Source organism: Massilimicrobiota sp. An134 (assembly GCF_002160815.1).
GTDB lineage: Bacteria > Bacillota_I > Bacilli_A > Erysipelotrichales > Coprobacillaceae > Allocoprobacillus > Allocoprobacillus merdigallinarum.
This window is the reverse complement of record NZ_NFLH01000002.1, coordinates 99,291-125,503: the sequence shown is the minus strand read 5'-3', so window position 1 is coordinate 125,503 and position 26,213 is coordinate 99,291. Positions and strand designations below refer to the sequence as shown.

Below are 26,213 nucleotides of genomic sequence, written 5' to 3'. Positions count from 1 at the left end.
CTTATCAAAAATGTGGTCTATTTTCTTAACTTCTACATAGGATATAGTTAAGGAGGAAATTATGACAAATCAAAACAATGAATATATATCATCACTTCAACTAGATGATTTTCAAGTTCTTTTAAAAGAATTTGATATCGAACTTGATCAATCTACACAACAAAGATTATTAAACATGATTAAAAACAATCAATATGCCTTACAACATGAACAATATCATTTTGTTCTAGAAAACTATATAAAAAAATTGACAAGTGAATTCACTTGTCAAAAAATACTTGTATTATTAAATCATTATTTTAAACCATTATTAAATGTTTGATGAACAAACATATTAATTTCTTCACGATAAGGAGCTTTTCCGTCAATATAAGGTGTTTCAAGAATCTTTGGAACATCTTTTAATTGAGGATGATGAACAATAGTATTGAGTGTATCAAAGCCAATATATCCATATCCAATATTTTCATGACGATCTTTATGAGCTCCTCGTTCATTTTTAGAATCATTCACATGAACAACCAATAAACGATCTAAACCTATCTTTTGATCAAACTCTTTCAACAAGTCATCAAAATGAGTTAAATCATAACCTGCATCATGTAAATGACAAGTATCCAAACAAACACCCAGTAAAGAAGATAACTTTGTATGTTCAATAATATACTGAAGCTGATCAAAAGTTTTTCCAACTTCACTTCCCTTACCTGCCATTGTTTCTAAAGCAATATGTACTTTTTGGTCTTCATGTAAGACTTCATTCAATCCTTTTACAATCTGATCCAAGCCAGCCTCATCCCCTGCTTTGACATGAGAACCAGGATGTAAAACCAAACGTTTGATACCAATAGCTTCACATCTTTCAATTTCTTCTTTTAAAAAGCGTACAGCTAACTCAAATGTTTCAGGCTTAATCGTATTTGCCAAATTGATAATGTATGGCGCATGAACAACAACATCCTGAATATCAATATGATGTTCTGCCATCAATGCTTTGGCTTCTTCAACACGTAACTGACTCACTGGTTTTCTGGCAGTATTTTGTGGAGCACCTGTATAAAACATAAATGTCGTTGCATCATAGGATAAAGCTTCTTTCACTGATCCTAGCATCATTTCTTTTCCACTCATGGAAACATGACTACCAATCTTCAACATTACTGTGCCTCTCTTTCACGTTTTTCTCTTTGTGCCTGTTTTGCGCGTTCTTTCTTTTGTCTTCTAATGTCCTGTTTAATCATCGCACGTCTTTCTTTTTGAACCATAGCTTCAATTTGTCTTTTACGTTTTTTCTTATATCCAGGTTTCACTTTGGCTGGTTTTCTGACAATAGCTGAGATTTTCTTTTCTAATTCAGTTTGATGTTTAACACGTGTCTTACGTTTTTCTCGTTCTTGACTTTGTTTAAACTGCTGTCCTTTTAATTCCTTGACTTCAAAATGAATACCTTTTTTCTCCAAGGCTTCAACCATTTGTTGATTATACGTATCATACATATTATAACATTCACCCGTATATTTTCCACGTCCACAACGACCACTACGATGAATATAGAAATCTAGCTCAGTTGGAAATTCCATATTAATAATATGACTGACACCATCAATATCAATCCCTCTTGCAGCAATATCAGTTGCGACAATATATTGATATTCCATATTTTTGATACGACGCATCATCTGTCGTCTTTCTCTTGGTTCCAGATTTCCATGTATTTCTCCAACCTTATAACCATCTTCACGCAACTGATGACTTAACTGTTCAACTTCTTCACGTTTATTACAGAAAATAATACAAATGTAGGGATCAATGACCTGCATAATATTTTTTAAAACTTCATAACGCTGACGATGTTTCGTTGGAACCAGATAATGTGAAATATTACGTGATGTTGACAGATGCTCATCAATTTCTATAATCTTTGGTGAGTCCATATATTTCTTTAAGAATGGTCTTAACATTTGTGGAATTGTTGCGGAAAAGACAAGCATCTGAAGATTCTCTTTCATCTTTCCCAGTACTGCATCAATATCCTCTAAATAACCATACTCTAATGTCATATCTGCTTCATCAATGACAAATATATCCGCAGTTGTAATTTTAAGAGCCTGTTCCTCTAAAGATAAATCTTTAATTCGTCCAGGTGTTCCAATAACCAAATGAGGTTGAACATTCAACTTTGAAATTGTTTTTTGTTTATCTTTACCACCAATGATTAATGAAACCCTTAAATTCTTATTATAATTTGTAAAAACTTTGGCCTGATCATAAATTTGTTGAGCCAATTCTCTTGTTGGAGCAGTAATGACTGCCTGCACACAATCTGCTGATGTCTCTATCATATCCATAATTGGAATTAAAAAAGCATGTGTTTTCCCTGTTCCTGTCTGTGATATTCCAATCACATCTCGATGTTTATAAACAAGTGGAATGACTGATTTTTGAATTTCTGTTGGTGATTGAAAATTCAACTTTTGTAATGTTTCTTTTACAAAAGGTTGAAATTGATATTGTTCAAATAATTTCATATAATCGCCTCCTTTTAGCCATATGATTATACACTAAAACTTTTAAAAAAGCAAAAAACTTTGATAAAATCTTATATTTTCTTTGATTATTTGTCAAAGTAAAAAAGATGGAAAGACATATTTGACATATATCTTGATATTACAAATAATCCTAGATACAATAATAAAAAGCCTTTTATTAAGCAAAAGCAAACAAAGTGACAAAAAGAACGTAAAAGTTGTCAAAATGACCACATCAGTTGGTAGTATTGCTTTTTCATTCTTTGTTATAATATGAGTGCCTAAGAAAGGAGACTATATATGAACATTGCTGATAGAATACAACATTTAAGAAAAGTAAAAGGGATATCACAAGAAGAACTTGCCAATCAAATTGGTGTTTCACGACAATCCGTTTCTAAATGGGAAAGCGAACAAACTTTACCAGACATTGAAAAGATTATTTTATTGAGTGACTTTTTTGAAGTAACAACAGACTATTTACTCAAAGGTATTGAGCCCACTCCTTGTGAGTCTATATCAACGCACGAAAAACCTAATGGTGTCATTTTTACAATCGTCGCAACAACAATGAATGCCCTTGGATTGATTGTTGCCGCAATGATATGGAATGAAAAACAAACTGCAATCGCAACACTCACTGGACTCATTTTGATTATCTTTGGATGTATGATTTATGGTATTGGTATGGTCATATCAGATCAATCTTCTCAGACAAAAGCCAAACAATTATTTTGGTCCATAAATATATGGATATTAACATTCATTCCTTTATCTATGGCATATAACATCATGACAAGTGGCTTAGGAACTGCTCCATATCCTCTTCTTAATGCTTCCTATGTTGGATTTATTCTTTTTTGGATGATTTATATCATGCTTGGCAGTATTGTTAATCTTCTCATTTATAAACAAAGAGCATAAAATATCTCATGACGATTTTGATGATTTCTCTTCAAAGTCGTTATTTTTCTTTATCCAAAACACAAGTATCATCTTTTTTCTTTTAACATATCTTAACATAGGAGGTGTTAATCATGTATCCACAATATCCACCCTATGATTTTTATCCCTATTATCCACCAATGATGTATCAAAAACCATCATTATTACAATCTATGAGATATTCACTTCATCAGATGAATCTTTCATCAACGATTCAGACAGCTCAAAAAACACTTTATACGGCTAATCAGCTCATTCCTATTATCAATCAATTACGTCCTGTTTTGCATAACGCCAAAACAGCTTTCCGTGTTGTTAAAGCTGTGAAGAGTTTTGATTTAGATGACATAGATGAGGATATTGATAAAAATGTTCAAGTGGAACCACAGACTTTTGAAAATATGTTACCAGTAAGAAAGCCTAGTTAGGCTTTCTTATAGCATTGATAATGTCTGCATCATATCCATAAATTTCTAATAATGCAATCGCATTTCCTACTGTACAACGTCCCTGATGTATTTTATAATCACAGGATAATTGATTATTCACAATCGCATCACGGAAACAATACTGATCAATCCAAGGAAACTTTTCAACCAAAGATAAATCATGTGTTGTCACCAAAATCAATGATGAACTTTGAAATAAATAAGTCAAAATAGCCTGAGAAATCATCACACGTTCTTTTTCATTTGTTCCTCTTAAAATTTCATCAATAAAGATCATACAATCCTTTTCTTTCACATCATCTATCATGGCTTTTAAAGTTTTAATTTCTTTTACATAATAGCTATCTCCTGATGTTAAATCATCTTTCATATGAATGGCACTATGAATCGTATAATGATAACACTTCCATTCATCTGCAAAACATGTATGCAAAGTTTTCGCCATCAGCATATTGATACCAATCATTTTTAAGAATGTAGACTTACCTGATGCATTGGATCCTGTAATCATACAAGAACGTGTTGTTGAAAAACTATTTTTCACAGGATTAGAAATTAAAGGATGGTAAGCTTCGACAAATGAAAGCTGTTTGTCTTGTGTTAATTCAGGCAAACACGTGACATAACGTTCACGTACTAATCGCACACTTAAAGCAACATCTGCAGTTCCTAAATATTCATAGAAAGTAAGCATATAGCTTTCCATGTCTTCTTGATGCTTTAATAATATGAGATATTGATGTAGTGATAACATAAAGAAGCTTTGGATTGTCTGTGTGAAATAGAAAACATCTATTTTAGAAATCTTATAAATGACACGTGCCAATACTGTATATGTCTTTGCTTTTTTAAGCATTGGCTTTAATTTTTGAATATCTTCTTCAGGAAAAACACGATGTTTAACCAAATGTGATAAAGCTTCAATCATAAAACAATAACTCATTGTTTCCGTCACAATAGTCTTTGTACGTTGACTATAATAAGTATTCAAAAGAATCATCAAAGCTGCATATATACAAAGTGGTAAAAAAATCTGCTCACCTAAGAAAAACCACATGATGATAAATACAATCGGACAAAAACCTAAGCACATGATAAGTCGTCTTTCCCATAACGAAAAGACTTGAGAATGCTGAAACAAGCCTAAACATGCGTCATATTCTTTACTTAACTGATAAAGTTGATAAAGTGTATCAGATAAGATTTGAGGATTCTGATAACGCTGAACCATCATTTCTAACAAACGATGATCACATTGTTTTGATAACATACGACCATACATATATTCTCTACCTATATTCGTATAGGTAAAGTCACATTTCTGTAAAACTTTTAATAACTGAAAATCATCAATTTCCTGTTTAGATATTGCTTTTTCTTTTAAAGTTTCAGCATATTCCTCATTCCATTCTATTTCATCCTTTTCAAGCTGATATGGAAACAGTTGAACTAATCGTTTATGCATAAAAACATTCCATAAGCCTTTCAAAACCATAATCACTATCAATATCAGTAAAATAGCTACCCAAAATATCATCATGGTATCTCACCTCACCTTGACTTTACAGCACTACCCTTGGGGTAAAGCAACTATTTTTTTATTTTTTGATAAATTTCATATAAAAACAGTCTAAATGTAGAAGAAAAGTGAATCACTAAAATAAGCAACATGGCTAAAGAAGCCAATATAGATAAAAATGAGTCATTATCAAATAAAAATAAAGCATAAATAAAAATAGATAAACAAATTATGATTTTTTCAAAGGGTAGGATGGTTTGTGTAGAAGAATTGATTTTTTTCAATTGTTTGGTTTGTTCTAGCTGATGGCTTAAATTATCTAATGTCTGTTTTTGCGTCAAACTCTTTTTCACATCATCAATATATTGTAATGATGTTTCAATATCAAAAATCTGTTTTTCATATTCTTCTTTTTTCAGATCAAAAATATCATATTGATTATTGATCAGTATATCTTTAATTTGAGAAATAGAGAAATCAAGTTGTCTTAAACATTTAATTTGCATTAATCTTTCAATATCTTTCTGTTGATAAACACGATAACCATGAACATCTTTTTGAGGATGAATGAGCCCTTTTTGTTCATAAATCATAATCGCTTTCTTAGATAAATTTAATTGTTGAGAAACTTCTTGAATATGCATCATTAATCACCTGTTTTCATTATATAAAGATTTCTTCATCATCACAAGAAATTATGATACAATGAAGTGGAGGTGAAAAGGTATGCAAGTGAAAGCTATTACCCCAAGAGGATACTGTAAAGGTGTCGTCCGTGCTATTGAAATAGCTAAAAACGCACAAAATGAACAACAACCTATTTATATCTTAGGAATGATTGTTCATAATCAATATATTGTTGATGCATTAAAAGAAAGAGGTATTCAGACAATTGATATTCCTGGTCAAACACGTCTAGAATTATTAGATCAGATTCAACATGGAACTGTCATTGTCACTGCTCATGGTGCTAGTGAGCAGGTATTTGAAAAAGCGAAAAATAAAGGCCTCAATGTCATTGATGCTTCATGTTTAGATGTGATTAAGACACATGATTTAATCAAGGAGAAATTGAATGAAGGATATGATATTTTATATATTGGAAAAAAAGGACATCCTGAAGCTGAAGGTGCTATTTCTATTGATGAAAAACGAGTTCATTTGATTACCAGTAAAAATGATATTCAAATGATGGATCCAAATAAGCATTATGTGATGACGAATCAGACAACCATGTCTTTATATGATGTCTATGATTTATGTGAGTATGCCAAAACGATACTTCCTCATGTCACAATCGAAAAAGAAACTTGTACAGCAACGAAAATCAGACAAGAAGCTATTAAAAACATGGAAGAAGATATTGATATTGTTTTCATTGTGGGTGATCCTCATTCTAACAATACTCAAAAACTAGCAAGCATTGCTAGTGAAAAGAAAGAAGTTCATATGATTGAGAGTCTTGATGATTTAAATATTAACTGGTTAAAAGGGAAAAAGAAAGCTGCAGTCTCTTCAGGTGCATCTACACCAACCTATTTAACAAATCAAGTTATAGAATTCTTACATCAATTTAATGAAAATGATCCTCAGACCTTCTTTAAACAACCGATAGACTTAACAAAAATATTAGACTAAATGCATGTTTTCATGCATTTTTTTATTAAAAAAGTTTTCCAGAAAGGAAAACTTAATCATCAGGTAGCCATTTCACTTTATGATAATAAATAATAAACATAATAGCAGCACTGATCCATGTCACTGGCCAGCCAAAGAAAACAAAGAAAACATCAGATGTCATTGAGGTTACAATAGCTAAATAAATCTGTCTTAAAATAACAAAATTAAATACCATAATATACATTGGGATAGATGATTTTCCAGCTCCTCTTAAAACACCATTATAAATCTGCACAATTGGTAATAACATATAACATGTTAAAAAGGCAAATAACATTTTCCATCCTGCTTCTACTACTGCCTGATCGCTATTAAAGATACGAATAACATCTCTTCCAAAGAAGAATAAAAAGACAGTCATAGCTCCCACAACCGCAAAAGTCATCCATAAAGCTATCTTTGAACCACGTTTGACACGATCATATCGCTTAGCTCCAATATTTTGTCCAACAAATGTTGTAATCGCCATATTAAAACTTTGTAAAGGCAAATTCACAAAACCATCAATACGAATCGTTGCTGAATAACCTGCCACAACATCTGAGCCAAAAACATTGACATAAGATTGCACCACGACATTAGATAAAGACACAATACTTTGTTGTAAAGCCGTAGGCAATCCAATCATAATAATACGCTTTAAAATAGGAAGATGAAAACGAATTTTTCTTATTTTTAAAGCATAGACTTCATCACTTTTCATCAAGACAATACAAACCAGTAAAGCACTTAATGCCTGAGAAACATCAGTTGCAATAGCTGCTCCTGCCACACCCATATGGAAACCTCTCACTAACAATAAATCTAACACAATATTTGTTAAACAGGCTGCTACTAGAAAATAGAGTGGCCTTTTTGAATCTCCAACAGCACGTAAAACACCTGCCCCCATATTATAAATTAATGCAAAAGTGATTCCACCAAAATAAATTGTTAAATATGTTGATGATTCAGGAAACACATCTGCAGGTATACCTATCATATGTAGAAGTGGATTAGTGAATAAAACACCAACAATCGTTAAGAAAATAGCCATAACAATCGTTAAAGCTGCTGAACTATGAATAGCCTGTTTTAATCTTTTAGAATCATTGGCTCCGTAGTATTGAGCAATCACAACTCCTGCACCTGTTGCCAATCCCATAAAAAAACCAATAAGCATATTTGTGATAGGTGAAGACGCCCCAACAGCAGCCAATGCCTGTTTAGAAACATAATTCCCTACGACATATGCATCTACAGTATTATATAGTTGCTGGAATAGATTTCCAATCAATAGTGGGATTGAAAACCAAAAAATAGATTTTGCTATACTTCCATAAATCAAATCTGTGGATTTTCGACTTTGATCCATCCTTTTCTCCCCTTTCCCTATACAAACAATTATTGTACTCCTGTTTTTTATTTTTACAATACTATAAATCTACAAAATCTATGGTTCTTAAAGAATTAATGTTTTGAATAAGATCTTTTTGCATTTCTATTTCAACACGATATGGATAAGATGATTGATATGTATCTAATTTTTGATCAATCATTAAAGCTTCTTTTTCATGATGTTCAATCCATCTTTCATAAATAGATAAAGTGCGTAATCCCACTAAATAAGACTGTATATTTTTTTGAAAATCAATACTTAATGATTGATATAATGGAATCGCTTTTGAATCATTACCAAAAATCATTTCACAATAAAAAGCACTTCTAAGAGTGCTTCATTTCTTAAATGTTCAGCATTTCAACAAATGTAAATTGACCTTGATCATAATGAAAATGTAAAATACTACAATTCCCTAATTTTTGACCATTCAATAATTGTTCAGGTTGCCCTAAATGTGATAAAAAACAACGACAAGCTCCAGCATGTGATACAGCCAAAACAGTCTGACATGCATCCTGTTCCATAATATCCTTTAGCGTTGTTACCATTCTTTCCATAACCTGTAATCTTGTTTCTCCCCCATAAATAGGAAAGAAATCATCATATTTATCAACAGGAGGATTTAAATCTTCACTTTCACCTTCAAACACACCAAAATATCTTTCTTTAATTCCCTTTAATCTTTGATAAGGTTGATGAGTCACAAGTTCAAGTGTATCACAACATCTTTCAGACGTAGAGCTATAACAATGATCAAAATGAATATCTTTTAATAATTCTCCTGCTTTTTGAGCTTGTTCTATTCCTTTTTCAGTTAATGGAGAATCACACCATCCCTGTATCTTTCTTCTTTGATTAAATAATGTTTCACCATGCCTCATTAAATATAAATCTTTCATGTTCCACCTCCATAAATATTATAGATGAAACCTTGACCACACTCAAGACAAACGACACTATAAAGAAAAACACTCCTAAGAGTGTTAAAATTCAAATTGTTATTTCATCAATTCATTTTTCTATAAATTCATCTTTATATTCTTGAAGATATTGAATAAGAAAATGATAACATTCTTCTTCTACATCATTGTAGTAGTACTCATCTATTTTATTTAACTGCTCAGACATTTTTGGATCACTATACATTTCTACAATCTCATGAGGATAAATCTCTTGTGCATTCTTTAAATATTGATAACTATCATTCAAATTTAAAATTTGTAAAGTATGAAGTGTAGGTTCAACAAATTCATAACCATTATAAAAAAATTGTTCAATACCACCATTTCCTGTTTCTCCAAGAAAATGAAACACCAGCCAAAAATTCCTTTGATATTCATTTAACTGATCCAAATCATAACCATAATCACAAAGTTCAGATATGCGTAGCCAAACTTCATCAACTGACTCTTACGTCATATCCTGATGAAGAATATCTTCTAAGGGCTTTTGTGAAATTTGAATTTCATGAAAAATATCTGTTGCAAGTTCCTTTTCCAGTACTGATGCTCTTTGACCAGTTACATAAAAATAAATACCTATAAAAAAGAAAGCAGCAATCAAACCAATCATTATTTTCTTCATCTTTAAACCTTAATAACAGCTTTCCTGATATTCTATAACATGATCATTTTGATAATAAATTTTAGCACTATGAAAACGATCATCTTGAATCCATTCAAAGAAATGATAATCTCCTTCCCACATTGGTAAATGAGGAATTTTCTCATTATCAACCCATTGAAGATCACCTTCATCACACTCATGAAGTTCACCACTAAATTCAGAACATGTATAAACAAACATGCCCTCATCTTGTCCATGATACAATTGTGGAAACACAACAAATCCATGAAGCTGAAGCTTTAGCGCAGTTAAACCTGTTTCTTCATAGATTTCTCGTCTCATGCATTCTTCAGCACTTTCACCCTCTTCAAATTTACCACCAACACCAATCCATTTTCCACCATTGATGTCATTTTCTTTTTTTATGCGATGGAGCATAAGTGTCTGATGATCCTTTTGAATATAACACATGGTTGTCAAAATCATATTATCGGTAGTGATAATAATCAGGAGAACTTCCTTCTATTATCTCTACATTCACTTCCTTTTCTAATAATTCTTTTAATTTTCTCACCATAATGTTTTCTGCATGATGATGGATATCAATCAATAACATATGATGGTCAACTGCATTTTTCGCATGACGATATTTGGTATCTCCAGTTAAATAGGCATCTGCTTTTCCATAGAACTGTGACATAAAATCTGCTCCACTTCCCCCACATATCGCAACCTTACGAACCATATCAGCATGTCCAGCATATTGAAAATGCTTTAAATGATAAGTTGTCTGTACATGGTCAAGAAAATCATCCATTGTCATAGGCTGATTCAAAGTGGCTATACGTGTGATTCCATCTTCACCACGTTCGATATCATGAACACCTAATGCTTCCATGAGCCATTCATTCATTGCCACATTATCTAAAGCCGTATGTGAGCTATAAACAACAATATGATGTTCAATAGCTTTAAAAATAAATGCGCCCATAAAATCATCCTGATCAATATTCACAATGGGATCTAATAAAAATGGATGATGTGTAATTAACATCTGACATTGATTCCTAATGGCTTCATCAATAGTCTGTAAATCAGCATTTAACGCAATCATTATCTTAGAAACTTCTGTTTCAACCTGACCAATCTGTAATCCACATTTATCCCATTCTTCCTGTAATTCTAAAGGATAATGTTTTTCCATAACTGCAATAATCTCTTTAGCCTTCATTGAGCTCACCTTCTATCATTTCAATCATATGTAAAACTTCCTGATAACGAGGATGGTTTTCCTCTAAAGAAGTCAATATATTTTGATAAATATGTAATTGTCTTTGCCATTTTTGATAAAATAAAGTATTTTTCTTTTGTCTTAAATAAGGTCCAAAATAAATATCTTCTTCCTGATAAGAAAGTTGTTTTGATGTTTTCTGACAAACCATAATTTCATAAATATGATGTGCATCTTTCACAATATCTTCATCAATAATTTCTATCTGATGTAAATAAAGATACTCACGTAAAACTTCTAAACCTACATTAGCCTGTAAAAATAATCGTTGATCTTGGATATATTCAGGAAATTCATCTAATATATCCACAATTAACTTACCGCCCATGCCACAAATACTGATCATATCGACATGTTGATCTAAAAGTGGATGAATACCACTGCCAAGCAGTGGTATGACTTTATTCTCTAAATGATAACTCCCAATCGTTTCTATAGATGCTTGGATAGGTCCCTTCGCTATATCACAGGCATAAGCCTTTTGAATGACATTTTCATTCACTAAATAACAAGGTAAGTAAGCATGATCAGTTCCTATATCTCCAAGACTTTCTCCATGTTTATATTTGATAATCAAGTCCGCAATGGCCTGTAATCTTTTTGATAGTTTCATATTAACGATCTAAGAAATCCTTTAAACGTTTTGAACGTGATGGATGTTTTAATTTTCTTAAAGCTTTGGCTTCAATCTGACGGATACGTTCACGTGTGACATTAAATTCTTTACCAACTTCCTCAAGTGTTCTCGTACGACCATCATCAAGACCAAAACGTAAACGTAAAACTTTTTCTTCACGATCTGTTAATTCTAATAAAACTTCATTTAATTCATCTTTTAATAATTCATTCGCAGCATAATCATCTGGTGACATTGCCCCTTCATCTTCAATGAAATCTCCTAAATGTGAATCATCTTCTTCACCAATTGGCGTTTCTAATGATACAGGTTCTAAAGATATCTTTTGAATTTCACGTACTTTTTCTGGTGTCATACCATCCATCTTTTCAGAAATTTCTTCTGCTGAAGGTTCACGTCCTAATTCTTGGATCAATTGTCTTTGAACTCTTGTTAATTTATTGATCGTTTCAACCATATGAACTGGAATACGAATTGTTCTGGCCTGATCTGCAATAGCACGTGTAATAGCTTGTCTAATCCACCATGTTGCATATGTAGAAAACTTAAATCCTTTTGTATAATCAAATTTTTCAACAGCTTTGATAAGCCCCATATTTCCTTCTTGAATCAAATCAAGGAATAACATTCCTCTACCAACATATCTTTTTGCGATAGATACAACAAGACGTAAGTTAGCAGCTGCCAATTTCTTTTTAGCTTCTTCATCACCGTCTAATATTCTTTTCGCAAGAGAAATTTCTTCGTCATGACTTAATAATTCAACACGTCCAATTTCTTTTAAATACATTTTCACTGGATCATTAATTTTTACATTGCTTCCAAGCTGATTAGAATCATCTTCTTCCTCATTGCTGTACATATTAACAGTATCTCCTGTTAACATGTCAAAATCGCCACCAAAGTCTAAATCAGCAACATCATTGTCAATATCTGAATCTAAATCATCTAAATTATCCAAATCATCCAATGTTTCTAATGCTTCAAGATCATCCAAATCACTTGCCATACCACTCATTAACTGATCATCATCAATATCATCTAAAGCATCAAATCCATCTTCAATTAAAATATCATTATCCGTAATAAAAGATAATAATTCTTCAGCTGATTCATCATCTAAGTCATACTTTGTTAAAAAGGCATCTAAATCATCTTGAGATAATTTACCACCCATAGCTTCAGCTGTTTCTTTGATTAAATTCTTCAAATCATCCAATGTCACTGGTGTTGCTTTCTTTTTCATATCCTTTTTCATATTACTTTTTATTGACCTCCTAATTTAACAATCTCATTTAAAATCTGTGCCTTTTGTTGAGGATCTAATATATAACGAAATTGTTCTAATAACTGTTCTTTTTTCATTTTCTTTGCATGATTTCCTATGGTTTCTATATAATCATCTATCGCTTTTTCTTCATATTCTTGAGGCAAAGGAGATTGTGCAATCTCTACCACAGTTTGTATCAAATCTTCTTTTTGTATACTATTTATCAAATCTGCAATTTCTAATTGATTATGATGACGATAGTAGTCAATAATATAAGAAGCAATGATACGATATTGATCATTGTACATAAAACCTGCTTTTGCTTCATATTTCAAAGCGACACTTTTATGATTTAACATATAAAATAACAAATCATGTTCAGCTTGCTGATATTTATCCTTTAAATGTGTTATTTTCTTTTGCGGGACTCTTGTTTCTTGATGAAATTGAGGTTTCATCCCATTGATCTGCTGATGAATCAGATCATAAGAAAAACCTGACTGTTTCGATAAAACCTGAATGTAATAATCCTGATCAATAGGATCATGAATTTTAGCAATTTCATAACACATTTTCTCTAAATAATTTTTACGATCATCATAATTTTGAGAATCTATTTTCTGATACTCAAAATTCATTAAAAATTCAATCGGTTTCAATGTCTTTTTAAGGGCTTCCTGTAATCCTTCTTTACCATGTTCTTCATAGATTTCATCAGGATCATGATTATCAGGTAAAACAATAATGGATACCTGAAAACCAGCTTCCTCCAATTCTCTGGCAGCTTTACTCATAGCTGTTTGTCCAGCCTGATCACCATCCAAACACAAATGAACATGATGTGTCAGACGACGTAAAGCCTGAATATGTCCCTTTGTCAGAGCTGTTCCCATAATAGCGACTGTATTTTCAATACCTGCTTTATACATCGCTATGACATCCATAAATCCTTCCAGTAAGTATATAAATCCAGCTTCTTTAACCGCTTCTTTACATTGATGGTAATGATAAAGCGTCTGTCCTTTGATAAAAATATCAGATTCAGGAGAATTGACATACTTGCTGTCAGTTTGTGTTGGTTTATAAATACGTCCACTAAATCCAACAACCTGTCCCTGCTGATTATATAATGGAAACATAATACGATCTTGGAAACGGTCAAAATGCTGATATGATTCTACAATCAGCCCAGACTTGACCATATCTATTTCCTGAAAGCCCAATTTTTCAAATGCCTGATATAAAGTTGACTGCAAAGGTGCATAGCCAATTTGAAATTCTTTAATCAATTCATCAGAAAAATGACGTTTCGTTAAATAAGCTTTTGCTTCCAGTCCCAATTTTGTATTGAGATAGTAACTATAAATTTTCTGTGCTTCTTCGTGCATTTGATAAAGTGAAGCATTTTCTTTAGAAATCGGTGATGAAACGACATCTAAATGATATTCACTTAAATCAATATGACCTATTTCGGCAACTTTTTTAACAGCTTCTATGTATGATATTTTTAAATATTTCTGTAAAAATGTAAAAACATTGCCTCCTGTACCACACACAAAACACATAAAAATTTGCTTATCAGGCGAAACAGACATTGAAGGATGTTTATCATCATGAAAAGGGCATAATGCTATGTAATTTCTTCCTTTCTTTTCCAAAGGAAGATACTCGCCAATCACATCAACAATATCAACGCTCTGCCTGATTTCATTTATCTTTTCCTGTGATAGACGTGCCATATATGCCCTCCTTTATTAAAAACGAATCTTTTTTGTAAGATAATCTACAAGTTCATGAATTGGTAAACGAACCTGCTCCATTGTATCTCGATCTCTTAATGTGACAGACTGATCATTTTCACTGTCAAAGTCAACAGTTATACAATATGGTGTTCCTATTGCATCCTGACGACGATAACGTTTTCCAATCTGTCCAGCAACATCGTATTCCACATTAAATTCCTTAGCTAACAACTGATAAACTTCCATAGCTTTATCACTTTGTTTTTTTGTAAGTGGTAAAATAGCTGCTTTTACAGGTGCCACAGCTGGATGGAAATGCATCACAAGACGTGTTTCTTTTTCCAACTGTTCTTCCTCATAAGCATCAGCTAAAACAGATAAGAATAAACGATCTGCCCCTACTGATGGTTCAATAACATATGGTAAGTATTTTTGATTCGTTTCAGGATCTAAATACTCTAGATTTTTCTTAGAATATTCCTGATGTCTACCTAAGTCATAATCTGTACGATCAGCAATACCCCATAATTCACCCCATCCAAATGGATAAAGATATTCAATATCACTCGTTGCCTTAGAATAGAATGATAATTCTTCTTTTTCATGATCTCTAAATCTTAAATTATCTGCACTTAATCCTAAGTCTAATAAAAATTGCATACATTGATTTTTCCAATAATCAAACCATTCTAAATCTGTATCTGGCTTTGTAAAGAATTCTAATTCCATCTGTTCAAACTCTCTTGTTCTAAAGATAAAATTACCTGGTGTAATTTCATTTCTAAAAGATTTCCCAATCTGACCAATTCCAAATGGAACTTTTTTACGTGATGTTCTTTGAATGTTTTTAAAATTCACAAAAATTCCCTGAGCCGTTTCAGGTCTTAAATAAACAACACTTTTGGCATCTTTGACAACACCCATATATGTTTTAAACATCAATTCAAACTCACGAATATCTGTAAAGTCTTCACTTCCACAGTTTGGACATTGAATATGATGTTCTCTAATAAATTCCATCATTTTTTCTGGTGCCCAACCATCACTATGAATATTTGGATCATAATCTTCAATCAATTTATCAGCACGATGTCTTGTTTTACAATGTTTACAGTCAATCAATGGATCACTGAATCCACCAACATGCCCACTAGCTTCCCAGACACGTGGATTCATAAAAATTGCTGAATCTAATCCAACATTATATGGTGATTCCTGAATAAAACGTTTCCACCATAATTTCTTAATATTATTTTTCATTTCCACACCTAAAGGACCATAATCCCAAGTGTTTGCAAGCCCATCATAAATTTCAGAACCCTGATAAACAAATCCTGAATTTTTTGCATGAGCAATTAATTTATCCATATCTTTGTTTGCCATATTTATACCCCTTTTTATTTATGTTTATACCTATATAAAATAGCAAAGACCTAGCACAAGCCAAGTCTTTTATTTATATATTTACTTCGTATTTATACCCTTATAGTAGTCATTTGTCAACCAACAATGAGTGTACTTTATAAATATGTCCTTTCATTTAGCCATTTTAGTATACTCTTATAAACCAACTTTTTATCTTTTTCAAACAACAAGGCATGTCGTTGCCCTGAAAAGATTTCAAATGTCAGATCCTGAATCGGTATTTTTTTATATTTTTCAATAAGTTTTTGAATATGAGGACACATAGGATCATTTTCACCAATACCAATATATATTGATAAAAACGAAGGAATACTCATGATTGTTTTTTCAGTATTGACTTCCTGTATCATATGAATAATATCTCGATATCCCTGAACAGTATATGCAAAATGTGACATAGGATCATCCAGAAAACGCTGTCTTTCATCCTCATCACTCGTTAACCAGTCCATATCACTTGTCATGCGAATTCTTTTATTTAAACGATGACGAAGATAGCGAGAATATTGTTGTGCTTTATGAAGTGGTCCCTTCCACATCTTTAATAAACGTAAATAAATACGTTTCAAATAGAAGAAATCAACTTTTGAAGGTGTTCCCAGTAATAAAACTCCTTCAATAAAGTCACCAAAAACAGTCATATACTTACGTATCAAAATAGAGCCTAAATCAACTCCCAGCATGAAATAAGGTGAATCAGGATACTTTTCACGAATAATCATCTGCAAATGATGCATATCTTCAATCAGATGCATAGGCCCATCATGTTCTCCAAAATATCCCTGTTCAAAATCAATTAAAGAACGTCCATGACCAGCAAAATCACTCACTACCACCACAAAGCCTTGACTTGCTAGAAAAGAAGCAAAATGCTCATAACGTCCAGCATGTTCTCCTAAACCATGATGAATCTGCACAATGCCTTTTACACGAATCACAACTTGAGGCTCATAAACATGATAACGAATATTGATATGCATGGATGATGTAAAGAAAGCAGTACGTTTCATATCATGACCCCCTTCGTAGTGGACGTTTTTGACCTTTTGGTTTAATTAAACATTTCTTTTGAAAACCAATTAAATCTGTTCTTTTTGCTAATGTTAAAGCTTCATAGACAAGATGATAATTTTGTGGACGACGATATTGCATTAAAGCACGTTGCATTGCTTTCTCTTTTGGTGTTTTCGCAACATAAACAGGTGTCAAATCTCGTGGATCTAACTCTGTATAATACATAGCTGTTGATAAAGTTCCAGGAGTTGGATAAAAATCCTGAACCTGTTCTGGCTGATGATGGATATCTCTTAAATATTCAGCCAATTCAATAGCACTGTTTAAATCACTACCTGGATGCGATGACATCAAATAAGGAACAAGATACTGATTTTTGTTCATCTCTTTATTGAGTCGTTTATACTTATCCACAAACTTTTCATACAGTTCACGATGAGGTTTCCCCATTTTATCGAGAACCTGATTACTGATATGCTCAGGAGCAACCTTTAATTGACCACTGATATGATGTTGAATCAGTTCTTTAAAAAATGTATCATCCTGATCATACATTAAATAATCATAGCGAATACCAGAACGAACAAAGACTTTTTTAACACCTTCTAAACTTCTTAGTTTTTTAAGCAAAGCCAAATAATCACTATGATCGACTCTTAATTGACGACATGGTTTTGGCCATAAACACTGTCTAGTTGGACAGGCTCCATGTGTCGTTTGTTTTTCACAGCTAGGAAATCTAAAATTCGCTGTTGGTCCTCCAACATCATGAATATAACCCTTAAAATCTGGGTCCTGGATAATTTTCTTAGCTTCTTCAACTAACGACTCATGAGAACGTGATTGAATGATACGTCCCTGATGAAAATTTAATGCACAGAAATTACAGGCCCCAAAACAGCCACGATTACTGATAAGCGAAAAACGCACTTCTTCAATCGCTGGAATATAATCATAGCTTGGATGGTATGTTCTTTGATAAGGCAAAGCATATGTATCATCAAACTCCATCTGCGTTAATGGGCGATTAGGGCGATTTTGTACGACATAAAATCCCTCATATGGTTCAACCAATGTTTTGGCATTATAATGATCAGTATTACGATATTGAATACCAAATGATTTGGCATATTCTTTTTTATCATGAGTCATATCAAAAAACGATGGTAACATGATATGATCATCTGGAATCATAGATAAATCCTTTGTTTTAAAAACTGTTCCATCTAAATAAGTCAAATCATGCACGTCAAGTCCTGCATCCAATGCTTCAGCAATCTCAATAATGCTGTTTTCTCCCATTCCATACATCAATAAATCTGCATTCGCATCAATTAAAATAGATTTTCTGACTTTATCATCCCAATAATCATAATGAGCCAAACGTCTTAGACTGGCTTCAATACCACCAATCAAAATGGTTGCATCATGATAAGCTTCACGCACTTTTTGACTATAAACAATCACTGCACGATCAGGTCGATGACCCATTTCTCCATTATTAGAATAACTGTCTTTTTTTCGTCTTTTCTTGGATACACTATAATGATTCACCATTGAATCAATATTACCACTAGAAATCAAAAAGCCAAGACGTGGTTTGCCAAAACGCTGAAAATCATCCAAACGACGCCAATCTGGTTGTGCTAAAAAACACACTTTAAAACCACGACTTTCTAAAGTACGTGTAATAATCGCTGCACCAAATGATGGATGATCAACATAGGCATCTCCACTAATATAGACAAAATCAGGCTGTTGCCATCCTCTTTCTAACATTTCTTCTTTTGTTGTTGGTAAAAATTGTCCCATAACATTTCCCCTTTATATGCTCATATTATACACTAATTTGTTTTGAAGAAAAATAAAATTGTGTAGAATTTCTACACAATTTGATGAATAAAACGTGATGTTTTCAACTGAATTCCCGTATATTCTTCAATCAACGATTCCATTAAAGGCACCAACACCTGAATGGCTGATGAAGAAATATGTAAATGATCAATAGCGGTTATGGGAATCTTATGAATATGTCGAAAAGCTTTTAAAATATCCTGAGAATAGGGCTGATGATGTCCTATGTGTTTTGAACATAAAAATCCTCCATCTTCCAATGAAATAGAAACAACTTGAGGTGAACCACATAAAACACAGCCATCAACATCCAAAGATACCCCATTATGTTCTAAAATAAAGACATTAAAAAGCAGATAAACAAGCAATGGTGGATATCCCAAATCCAAAGCATGTAAAGCTTCATATAACATTCTATATTCTTTTTCTAAAGGTTGATTATCTTCAACATAACGATAGAAATATTCTAGAATATACTGTCCAACAATCTCACTTTCCAAATTTTCTTCAATGTGCCTAAAATAATCAAGTGGTGTAGCCTTAATCAATGTACTCATTCCTTTTTTTAAGGCAATCGTCAATTCACTTAACATCATTTCTTGACACCCACGGGCATTCTTGCTTGTCATTTTACGAATCCCACGTGCCATCACACTCATTTTCCCATATTCATGACTATAAATATGTAAAATCATATCATTTTCTTTATACGGTGTTTTCTTTAAAATAACAGCTTCAACAACTTCCTCATGAATAGTCATTTTCATCATAACCAAACTCTCTTAAATACTTTTGTTTATTACGCCAATTCTTTTCTACTTTCACAAAAAGTTCTAATGTAACTGGAGTTTGTAAAAAACGCTTCATTTCACGTCTGGCATTTTGTTTAATCTTTTTAATCATACTTCCCTGTTTACCAATAATAATAGCTTTTTGACTTGGACGATCCACAACAATCGCCGCCATGACATGAACACCATCTTCATCTTCAGTCATACTTTCAATCACAATCGCAACACTATGAGGCACTTCTTCATGAGTAAAATATAAAATCTTTTCACGAATAAATTCTGCCATAATAAAACGTTCTGGATGATCAGTAATATGATCTTTAGGATAATACATAACCCCTTCTTTTAAATCATTTTTGATTGTATCCATGAGATGTTCAACATTATCCCCATTTAAAGCACTAATAGGAATAATTTCTTTAAAATCAAACATTTCTTTCCATTCATTTAACTTTTGAATTAATTCATCTTTTGACAACAAATCAATCTTATTTAAAAGAAGATAAACAGGTCCATCTGCTTCCTTTAAACGACTGACAATAAAACGATCTCCTCGACCAATCTTTTCATTCGCTGGCGCAAGCAATAAGACAATATCCACACCATAAATGCTATTTAAAGCATTGGTATTCATAAAAGATCCTAAACCATCCTGTGGTTTATGAATCCCTGGTGTATCCATAAAAATAATCTGCGCTTCATCATCTGTATAAATACCTTGAATCGTATTACGTGTCGTTTGTGCTGTTGATGATGTAATCGCTAATTTTGTTTTTAAAATATGATTCAATAATGTTGATTTTCCAACATTAGGGCGTCCAACAATACTTACAAATCCTGATTTAAATGTCATAAACTCTCTCCTGTAAATGCACGAGGTAATAACTCCTGCATATTTGTGACTTCATAATAATCTTTACTTCCTAAAATAATAGGTGTAAGGGGATCTAACAATTCAGCCAAAACCTGACGGCAGGCTCCACATGGTGAAATAAGTGGTGAACAGTCACCAACAATGGCTAGTGCTGCAATATCATCCTGGCGATAGCCTTGACAATAAGCCTGAAACACAGCATTACGTTCAGCACACATTGTTGAACCATAAGCCGCATTTTCAATATTTGTGCCATAAATTTTTTGTCCATTTTTCAACAATAAACAGGCCCCCACACGAAAATGAGAATAAGGAACATATGCATTTTGCGAAGCTTTGAATGCTTCATCAACAAGTTCTTGATAATCCATATTCTAACCTCTTTCTATTCCTAACTGATTTAAAATATCTTTTTGTAAAGCTAACATTTCTTTTTCATCATCTTCATTCATATGGTCATAACCAAGCAAATGTAAAAGTCCATGTGTCATTAAAAAGCACATTTCACGTTTTAATGAATGTCCATATTCCTGTGCCTGCTGACAGGCATGTTCATATGAAATGAATATATCCCCTAAGCTTCTTGGCATACCGGCCACATAATATTGTTCATTATCTTCTAATGCAAAACTGATCACATCTGTTGCACGATCAATATGACGATAATCACGATTCATCTGATGAATCTGTTCATCATCAACAATCACACATGATAATTCTACATCATCATCAATCTGCAATGTCTGTAATGTTGTTTCAATAATTTTTCGAAAAACAGCTTCATAATCTTCCTGACATAAATGCTTTTCATCTTCATATACAAAATCAATATTCATCTTCTCACCCTTTATTTCTTTATTTTTCCTTTTTCAATTATAACACATTCCATATTCTTGTTCACTATCTTTGTTTGATGGTTAATCATAATATAAATTTTTCCTTCATCATTTTTCATCAGATAACGTAAAATTTTATTTGCTAAACGTGTATCCATATGTGAAAAAGCCTCATCTAAAATCAGCACATCCCAGTCACGACACAACATGCGAATCAATGCGACAACCTGTCTTTGTCCAAGGGATAGTGGATATCCATTTTCTGACAAGACAATATGCATCATATCATTTAAACTTTCCTGTCCAAATGTTTTTAAATAGAATTGTATTTTCTTTTCATCCTGACATAGAAAATTATCTTGAAGTGTCATATGTAAAAATGTTGGCGTTTCATTTAAATATCCAATATGTTCATATAAAGAAGCCAAATCAATCTGCCTCAATTCTAAATCATTGATATAAATATCACCCTGATATGCTAAGTCTTCTGCTAATAATAACTTTAAAAGGGTTGTTTTTCCACTACCTGTAATACCTTTAATCCATAGATGATGTTGGATATTTAAATCAATATGTTCTAAAACTGGCAACTGATAGCCATAAGCATAAGTGACATCATCATAACGAATAGATGTAATCGGTTGATCAAGAGTACATTTTGTCTCCTCTAAATCAACTTCAAAATTCTTATACTTATCATAAATCAAACTGACCTGTTTATACTGACTGGCTAAAGCAACCATATTTAAAACCGGCTGAATGCAATAAGAAACCAGCATATAAAACATGATCAACTGTCCCATTGTAATATGTTGAAGATGAAAAAGATAAAATCCTACCAATAAAACAATACCATAACATAAAACAATCAAATATTGAATTAAAGACTGAAATTGATTTAAAAATAAGGCTTGTCTTTCTTTTAATAAAGCTTCATCTAAATAGACATGATAACTTCTTTCACGTTGTCTTTGAAACAAATGAAAATAGCGAATTAAAGAATGATTATCGATCAATTCTAACACATGATGTCTAAAAAGATAATGTGCTTCTAAATAATTTTTATTTATGCTTTGAAAATCTTTTAATCGAAAATAACTGATGACACATATGACTATAAAAGTCACTGCTACAATCAAGGCTAACCAGATATTCAATAAACACATACCCACAAATAAAACAACAAAGAATAAACCATCTAAAAAGAATTTCTCAAAACACTCCAGACTCATTTCTGTCAAATCAAAAAGACTTAATAATTGACTTTGAATCACACCATGATCCTGATAAAAAAATGAATGTGACTGTTTCAACATATTCATAAGTGACTGAAAAACATAATCTTCATCCATAGCCTTTTGGAGATGAATCATTTCTTTCATTTTTAATTGTGTCATATATGTACGTATGCATTCTAAGGTTGTATAAGCCATCGCTAATATGGCCATATAGAAAAAGGCAGTTTTCAAATGAATATAATCAATCAGAATCTGAAAAAAATAACTGCTGCCATAACCAATAACCGCAATCCATAGACCTTTCCATATCAAAGATATCATATAACGCTGATAAGCAAAAAAGGTATCTTTTAAAAATTGTCTATAACTTTTATAATGAAGCTGGGGAACACGTCCCACATGTTTAATCACAATGACTCTTTGCCCATAATGTTCATTCATCTCTTCTATGTACATTTTGACTAATCCTTTTGCTGGATCACCAATGATATACTCTTCATCTTTAATCTCATATAACACAACAAAATGTCCTATTCCATCATAAATCATATATAAAATACATGGACACTTTACTTCCCTAACAACATCTTCTAAAGTAGCTTCATAGGCTTTGGCTTCAATCTGATAACTTTTTAAACATTCAATCATACCTCTTATAGAGATTCCATTTTGATTTAATCTGGCTTTTTTCTTTATATTTTTGATTTCATCATAAAAATGATAATATTTTAAAATCATATCAATACAATAAGCTCCACATGACTTTTCTTCATCTTGTAATTCAATTGGATATTTATGCATAGAAAAACCCCCTTACTTCTATATACGCAAAAAGTAAGGGTTTTTTCTTTTTTTATATTCATTTTTTTAAAATTTTTTTCAATTTCTCAATAAATTCATCAACATGTTGTGGAGTGATAATCAGTGGCGGTAACATACGAATCACATTGCTGCCAGCTGTTACAACAATAACACCATCATTTAACAATGCTTTCACAACACTTTTCGCTTCTTGATTCAATACTAATCCTTGCATCAAACCAAGTCCACGACGTTCTATCACGCAATCAAACTGTTCAACAACTTCATCTAAACGTTGAATGAGATACTGCGAAACTTCCTGAACATGTGGTAGAATCTGATCTTTTTCTAAGATATCAAAAACTGTTTTGACTGCCATACAAGCAAATGGATTACCACCATATGTACTTCCATGATCTCCTGGTTCCATAGCTTGTGCCCATTTTTTATTAGCCACAAACGCACCAACTGGGATTCCACAGCCAATTCCTTTTGCCAGACACACGATATCAGGTAAAATATCATATTGGAAATAAGTCATGATTGTTCCTGTTCGTCCCATACCACATTGAACTTCATCTAAAATCAGACAAATATCATGTTCATTACATAAAGCTCTTAATTCTTGCATGAAGGTTTTATCACAAGGATAAACACCACCTTCACCTTGAACAGGTTCCACAATAATAGCTGCAGTACGTTCATTAATGAGACTTTTGACACTTTCAATATCATTTAATGTGGCATAACAGACACCATCAATGAGTGGTCCAAAGGCTTTTTGATAAGCTGGATTCCCTGTTAATTTGACAGAACCTGTTGAACGTCCATGAAAAGAATGATGAAATGATATAATCTCACTATCTGCTTTACCATGTTTTAAATAATAATATTTTCTAGCCAGTTTTAAAGCGCCTTCTGTTGCTTCTGTTCCTGAATTACAGAAAAAGACGGCTTCTAACTGTGTTGCTTTTTTGACAGCTTCAGCTGCTTCTACAGCAATTGGTGTATAAAAATAATTTGATACATGTGTTAATGTTGCCATCTGTTTTTGCATAGCTTCAACATAGGCAGGATAATGATATCCTAATGAATTGACTCCAATACCTGAATAAAAATCTAAATATCGACGTCCATTTGTATCATATAAATAAACACCTTCACCTTTTTCTAAAACAACATCATAACGACCATAAGCTTTTAAAAAAGCATTTTCCCCTCTTGTATACCAATCTTCCACAATTTATACCCCCTTTATATTTCTAGCCAATTTCTCATATAAATCAACTGCCGTTTCTAAAACTTCTTCATGAAAATCAAACGTTTCTGTATGTAATCCACTTTGATATTCCTGACATTTTGTACCTACAAAAAAGAACACCCCAGGAATTGCTTTTTGATAAAAAGCAAAGTCTTCAGCTAACATCAATGGTTCATCCAATTCAATATATGTCGATGGATCCACACATGCTTTCAATTGTTGATACAATGATCGATGATTCATCACTGGTGGATACATAGGTGGACAACTCCATTCAATCTGACAGTTATAACTTTTCATTAAACCATCATGAATAGCTTGTATTTCCTGTGTCATTTTATGAAAAAGAGATTCATCATAACAGCGTAATGTTCCATGCATACAAGTTTGTGTAGCGACACTATTACGTGCTGTTCCACCATGTATTTCCCCAATATTGAAAATAACTGGTGAAAACGGTGAAATATGTCTGGAAATCATTGTCTGATATTGCATATAGGCATGGTTAGCAATCATGATACTGTCAATACCTTCCTGCGGTAATCCTGCATGTGCTCCTTGTCCATGAATGGTCACATCCATTTCACCACACATAGCCATTAACGGTCCACTTTTACAGGCAATTTTGCCTTCCTCAATCATTGGCATTAAATGCATTCCAAAAATAGCTTTCACATGATATTTTTCTAAGACACCCGATTCTACAACCAGACGTGCTGCGCCTGGTGATTCTTCAGCAGGCTGAAACAACAAAAGAATATTATAGTTCAATGGTTCTTTGATTTCTTTTAAACGTTTCGCAAAACCTAATAAGGCACTCATATGTCCATCATGACCACAGGCATGCATACAGCCTGGATGTTTTGAAACATAATCCACCTGATTTTTTTCATGAATAGGCAAACCATCAATATCACTACGAAAAGCCAAAGTTGACTGACAACCATAATCAATATAAACAAGCGTTCCTGTTTCGATGATACTTTCCCAATGATATCCCATCTGTTCTAATTCATGACGTAAATACTCTGCCGTCTGATATTCTTTTAAACCTAATTCGGGAATCTGATGTAAATCTCTTCTCCAGCGTTTGACATCTTCCATAATCTCA

General features: G+C 32.5%; 28 protein-coding genes. 4 read left to right on the top strand and 24 right to left on the bottom strand.

The genetic code is table 11. The annotated features are described in order from the left end of the window. Nucleotides 1-61 precede the first annotated feature (61 nt). The gene (locus tag B5E79_RS01850; RefSeq protein WP_087244571.1) at nt 62-322 is read left to right on the top strand and encodes a hypothetical protein; all 261 of its coding nucleotides are present in this window, start codon (nt 62-64) and stop codon (nt 320-322) included. Here B5E79_RS01850 and B5E79_RS01845 read toward each other — a convergent pair. Together B5E79_RS01845 and B5E79_RS01840 are read right to left on the bottom strand one after the other, a co-directional pair. Further along, a complete protein-coding gene (locus B5E79_RS01845; protein WP_087244572.1) occupies nt 295-1,158 on the bottom strand; it encodes a deoxyribonuclease IV in 864 nt (287 codons plus the stop codon). The genes B5E79_RS01850 and B5E79_RS01845 overlap by 28 nt on opposite strands. Then, nucleotides 1,158-2,528, bottom strand: a complete 1,371-nt coding sequence (locus B5E79_RS01840) for a DEAD/DEAH box helicase (RefSeq protein ID WP_087296751.1) — start codon at nt 2,526-2,528, stop codon at nt 1,158-1,160. Before B5E79_RS01840 ends, B5E79_RS01845 begins: the two co-directional genes overlap by 1 nt. Before the next feature lie 300 nt (nt 2,529-2,828). Between B5E79_RS01840 and B5E79_RS01835 the strand changes: the two genes are divergently transcribed. After that, a complete protein-coding gene (locus B5E79_RS01835; protein WP_087296750.1) occupies nt 2,829-3,452 on the top strand; it encodes a helix-turn-helix domain-containing protein in 624 nt (207 codons plus the stop codon). A gap of 113 nt (nt 3,453-3,565) precedes the next feature. Beyond that, nucleotides 3,566-3,901: a hypothetical protein gene (locus B5E79_RS01830; RefSeq protein ID WP_087296749.1), complete on the top strand. Its 336-nt coding sequence runs from the start codon at nt 3,566-3,568 to the stop codon at nt 3,899-3,901. Here the strand turns inward: B5E79_RS01830 and B5E79_RS01825 are convergent. Next, nucleotides 3,894-5,462 (bottom strand): MutS-related protein, encoded by a 1,569-nt coding sequence (locus B5E79_RS01825; RefSeq protein ID WP_087296748.1) that lies wholly within the window; start codon nt 5,460-5,462, stop codon nt 3,894-3,896. The genes B5E79_RS01830 and B5E79_RS01825 overlap by 8 nt on opposite strands. 50 nt (nt 5,463-5,512) lie before the next feature. Continuing rightward, the gene (locus tag B5E79_RS01820) at nt 5,513-6,085 is read right to left on the bottom strand and encodes a MerR family transcriptional regulator (protein ID WP_158095451.1); all 573 of its coding nucleotides are present in this window, start codon (nt 6,083-6,085) and stop codon (nt 5,513-5,515) included. Nucleotides 6,086-6,167: 82 nt separating this feature from the next. On the opposite strand from B5E79_RS01820, the gene B5E79_RS01815 reads away from it, so the two are divergent. Next, nucleotides 6,168-7,079 carry a 4-hydroxy-3-methylbut-2-enyl diphosphate reductase gene (locus B5E79_RS01815; RefSeq protein WP_087296746.1) on the top strand — a complete coding sequence of 304 codons (912 nt, stop codon included), beginning with the start codon at nt 6,168-6,170 and terminating at the stop codon, nt 7,077-7,079. A 52-nt stretch (nt 7,080-7,131) separates the two neighbouring features. Here B5E79_RS01815 and B5E79_RS01810 read toward each other — a convergent pair whose 3' ends face one another. The 20 genes from B5E79_RS01810 to B5E79_RS01720 form a co-directional block, all read right to left on the bottom strand. Continuing rightward, nucleotides 7,132-8,475, bottom strand: a complete 1,344-nt coding sequence (locus B5E79_RS01810) for an MATE family efflux transporter (RefSeq protein WP_087244579.1) — start codon at nt 8,473-8,475, stop codon at nt 7,132-7,134. 61 nt (nt 8,476-8,536) lie between these two features. Then, a complete protein-coding gene (locus tag B5E79_RS01805; protein ID WP_087244580.1) occupies nt 8,537-8,806 on the bottom strand; it encodes a hypothetical protein in 270 nt (89 codons plus the stop codon). Between the two features lie 37 nt (nt 8,807-8,843). Then, nucleotides 8,844-9,401 (bottom strand): histidine phosphatase family protein, encoded by a 558-nt coding sequence (locus B5E79_RS01800; protein WP_087244581.1) that lies wholly within the window; start codon nt 9,399-9,401, stop codon nt 8,844-8,846. Between the two features lie 112 nt (nt 9,402-9,513). Then, nucleotides 9,514-9,855, bottom strand: a complete 342-nt coding sequence (locus B5E79_RS01795; protein WP_158095450.1) for a DMP19 family protein — start codon at nt 9,853-9,855, stop codon at nt 9,514-9,516. A gap of 57 nt (nt 9,856-9,912) precedes the next feature. Beyond that, nucleotides 9,913-10,086 carry a hypothetical protein gene (locus B5E79_RS13440; protein ID WP_158095449.1) on the bottom strand — a complete coding sequence of 58 codons (174 nt, stop codon included), beginning with the start codon at nt 10,084-10,086 and terminating at the stop codon, nt 9,913-9,915. 9 nt (nt 10,087-10,095) lie between these two features. After that, the gene (locus tag B5E79_RS01790) at nt 10,096-10,539 is read right to left on the bottom strand and encodes an NUDIX hydrolase (protein ID WP_241147427.1); all 444 of its coding nucleotides are present in this window, start codon (nt 10,537-10,539) and stop codon (nt 10,096-10,098) included. Nucleotides 10,540-10,555: 16 nt separating this feature from the next. Then, nucleotides 10,556-11,299 carry a Nif3-like dinuclear metal center hexameric protein gene (locus tag B5E79_RS01785; protein ID WP_087296743.1) on the bottom strand — a complete coding sequence of 248 codons (744 nt, stop codon included), beginning with the start codon at nt 11,297-11,299 and terminating at the stop codon, nt 10,556-10,558. Further along, entirely contained in the window at nt 11,289-11,972 is a 684-nt protein-coding gene (locus tag B5E79_RS01780; protein ID WP_087296742.1) for a tRNA (adenine(22)-N(1))-methyltransferase, read from the bottom strand. Before B5E79_RS01780 ends, B5E79_RS01785 begins: the two co-directional genes overlap by 11 nt. Nucleotide 11,973: 1 nt before the next feature. Continuing rightward, complete coding sequence (gene rpoD, locus B5E79_RS01775; RefSeq protein WP_087244586.1) at nt 11,974-13,254, bottom strand: RNA polymerase sigma factor RpoD; 1,281 nt, start codon at nt 13,252-13,254, stop codon at nt 11,974-11,976. Between the two features lie 8 nt (nt 13,255-13,262). Then, on the bottom strand, nt 13,263-15,005 hold the full coding sequence (dnaG, locus tag B5E79_RS01770) for a DNA primase (protein WP_087296741.1): 1,743 nt from the start codon (nt 15,003-15,005) through the stop codon (nt 13,263-13,265). 15 nt (nt 15,006-15,020) lie between these two features. Beyond that, a complete protein-coding gene (locus B5E79_RS01765; protein WP_087296740.1) occupies nt 15,021-16,391 on the bottom strand; it encodes a glycine--tRNA ligase in 1,371 nt (456 codons plus the stop codon). Between the two features lie 137 nt (nt 16,392-16,528). Beyond that, the gene (locus B5E79_RS01760) at nt 16,529-17,443 is read right to left on the bottom strand and encodes an alpha/beta fold hydrolase (RefSeq protein WP_087296739.1); all 915 of its coding nucleotides are present in this window, start codon (nt 17,441-17,443) and stop codon (nt 16,529-16,531) included. A gap of 1 nt (nt 17,444) precedes the next feature. Further along, on the bottom strand, nt 17,445-19,259 hold the full coding sequence (locus B5E79_RS01755) for a YgiQ family radical SAM protein (RefSeq protein ID WP_087244590.1): 1,815 nt from the start codon (nt 19,257-19,259) through the stop codon (nt 17,445-17,447). A 71-nt stretch (nt 19,260-19,330) separates the two neighbouring features. Next, nucleotides 19,331-20,071, bottom strand: coding sequence for a DNA repair protein RecO (gene recO / locus B5E79_RS01750; RefSeq protein WP_224759474.1), 741 nt, complete (start codon nt 20,069-20,071; stop codon nt 19,331-19,333). Continuing rightward, nucleotides 20,049-20,945, bottom strand: a complete 897-nt coding sequence (gene era / locus B5E79_RS01745) for a GTPase Era (RefSeq protein WP_087296738.1) — start codon at nt 20,943-20,945, stop codon at nt 20,049-20,051. Before era ends, recO begins: the two co-directional genes overlap by 23 nt. Then, nucleotides 20,942-21,337 carry a cytidine deaminase gene (gene cdd, locus B5E79_RS01740; RefSeq protein WP_087244592.1) on the bottom strand — a complete coding sequence of 132 codons (396 nt, stop codon included), beginning with the start codon at nt 21,335-21,337 and terminating at the stop codon, nt 20,942-20,944. The genes era and cdd overlap by 4 nt, the downstream gene beginning before the upstream one ends. A gap of 3 nt (nt 21,338-21,340) precedes the next feature. After that, nucleotides 21,341-21,802 (bottom strand): rRNA maturation RNase YbeY, encoded by a 462-nt coding sequence (gene ybeY, locus B5E79_RS01735; protein WP_087244593.1) that lies wholly within the window; start codon nt 21,800-21,802, stop codon nt 21,341-21,343. An 11-nt stretch (nt 21,803-21,813) separates the two neighbouring features. Beyond that, a complete protein-coding gene (locus B5E79_RS01730; RefSeq protein ID WP_087296737.1) occupies nt 21,814-23,841 on the bottom strand; it encodes a cysteine peptidase family C39 domain-containing protein in 2,028 nt (675 codons plus the stop codon). Between the two features lie 58 nt (nt 23,842-23,899). After that, nucleotides 23,900-25,081, bottom strand: a complete 1,182-nt coding sequence (locus B5E79_RS01725) for an aspartate aminotransferase family protein (protein ID WP_087296736.1) — start codon at nt 25,079-25,081, stop codon at nt 23,900-23,902. A gap of 3 nt (nt 25,082-25,084) precedes the next feature. Further along, complete coding sequence (locus B5E79_RS01720) at nt 25,085-26,206, bottom strand: M20 metallopeptidase family protein (RefSeq protein WP_087296735.1); 1,122 nt, start codon at nt 26,204-26,206, stop codon at nt 25,085-25,087. Nucleotides 26,207-26,213: the final 7 nt, after the last annotated feature.

Coding starts and splice junctions, on each gene's coding strand:
- ybeY (WP_087244593.1), bottom strand. CDS start 21,802: ATGAATATTGATTTTGTATATGAAGATGAAAAGCATTTATGTCAGGAA.
- recO (WP_224759474.1), bottom strand. CDS start 20,071: ATGATGAAAATGACTATTCATGAGGAAGTTGTTGAAGCTGTTATTTTA.
- era (WP_087296738.1), bottom strand. CDS start 20,945: ATGACATTTAAATCAGGATTTGTAAGTATTGTTGGACGCCCTAATGTT.
- B5E79_RS01780 (WP_087296742.1), bottom strand. CDS start 11,972: ATGAAACTATCAAAAAGATTACAGGCCATTGCGGACTTGATTATCAAA.
- B5E79_RS01760 (WP_087296739.1), bottom strand. CDS start 17,443: ATGAAACGTACTGCTTTCTTTACATCATCCATGCATATCAATATTCGT.
- B5E79_RS01765 (WP_087296740.1), bottom strand. CDS start 16,391: ATGGCAAACAAAGATATGGATAAATTAATTGCTCATGCAAAAAATTCA.
- B5E79_RS01755 (WP_087244590.1), bottom strand. CDS start 19,259: ATGGGACAATTTTTACCAACAACAAAAGAAGAAATGTTAGAAAGAGGA.
- B5E79_RS01785 (WP_087296743.1), bottom strand. CDS start 11,299: ATGAAGGCTAAAGAGATTATTGCAGTTATGGAAAAACATTATCCTTTA.
- B5E79_RS13440 (WP_158095449.1), bottom strand. CDS start 10,086: ATGAAGAAAATAATGATTGGTTTGATTGCTGCTTTCTTTTTTATAGGT.
- B5E79_RS01835 (WP_087296750.1), top strand. CDS start 2,829: ATGAACATTGCTGATAGAATACAACATTTAAGAAAAGTAAAAGGGATA.
- B5E79_RS01800 (WP_087244581.1), bottom strand. CDS start 9,401: ATGAAAGATTTATATTTAATGAGGCATGGTGAAACATTATTTAATCAA.
- B5E79_RS01790 (WP_241147427.1), bottom strand. CDS start 10,539: ATGTGTTATATTCAAAAGGATCATCAGACACTTATGCTCCATCGCATA.
- B5E79_RS01825 (WP_087296748.1), bottom strand. CDS start 5,462: ATGATGATATTTTGGGTAGCTATTTTACTGATATTGATAGTGATTATG.
- B5E79_RS01730 (WP_087296737.1), bottom strand. CDS start 23,841: ATGCATAAATATCCAATTGAATTACAAGATGAAGAAAAGTCATGTGGA.
- dnaG (WP_087296741.1), bottom strand. CDS start 15,005: ATGGCACGTCTATCACAGGAAAAGATAAATGAAATCAGGCAGAGCGTT.
- B5E79_RS01845 (WP_087244572.1), bottom strand. CDS start 1,158: ATGTTGAAGATTGGTAGTCATGTTTCCATGAGTGGAAAAGAAATGATG.
- B5E79_RS01805 (WP_087244580.1), bottom strand. CDS start 8,806: ATGATTTTTGGTAATGATTCAAAAGCGATTCCATTATATCAATCATTA.
- B5E79_RS01720 (WP_087296735.1), bottom strand. CDS start 26,206: ATGGAAGATGTCAAACGCTGGAGAAGAGATTTACATCAGATTCCCGAA.
- B5E79_RS01830 (WP_087296749.1), top strand. CDS start 3,566: ATGTATCCACAATATCCACCCTATGATTTTTATCCCTATTATCCACCA.
- B5E79_RS01840 (WP_087296751.1), bottom strand. CDS start 2,528: ATGAAATTATTTGAACAATATCAATTTCAACCTTTTGTAAAAGAAACA.
- B5E79_RS01810 (WP_087244579.1), bottom strand. CDS start 8,475: ATGGATCAAAGTCGAAAATCCACAGATTTGATTTATGGAAGTATAGCA.
- rpoD (WP_087244586.1), bottom strand. CDS start 13,254: ATGAAAAAGGATATGAAAAAGAAAGCAACACCAGTGACATTGGATGAT.
- B5E79_RS01850 (WP_087244571.1), top strand. CDS start 62: ATGACAAATCAAAACAATGAATATATATCATCACTTCAACTAGATGAT.
- B5E79_RS01820 (WP_158095451.1), bottom strand. CDS start 6,085: ATGCATATTCAAGAAGTTTCTCAACAATTAAATTTATCTAAGAAAGCG.
- B5E79_RS01815 (WP_087296746.1), top strand. CDS start 6,168: ATGCAAGTGAAAGCTATTACCCCAAGAGGATACTGTAAAGGTGTCGTC.
- cdd (WP_087244592.1), bottom strand. CDS start 21,337: ATGGATTATCAAGAACTTGTTGATGAAGCATTCAAAGCTTCGCAAAAT.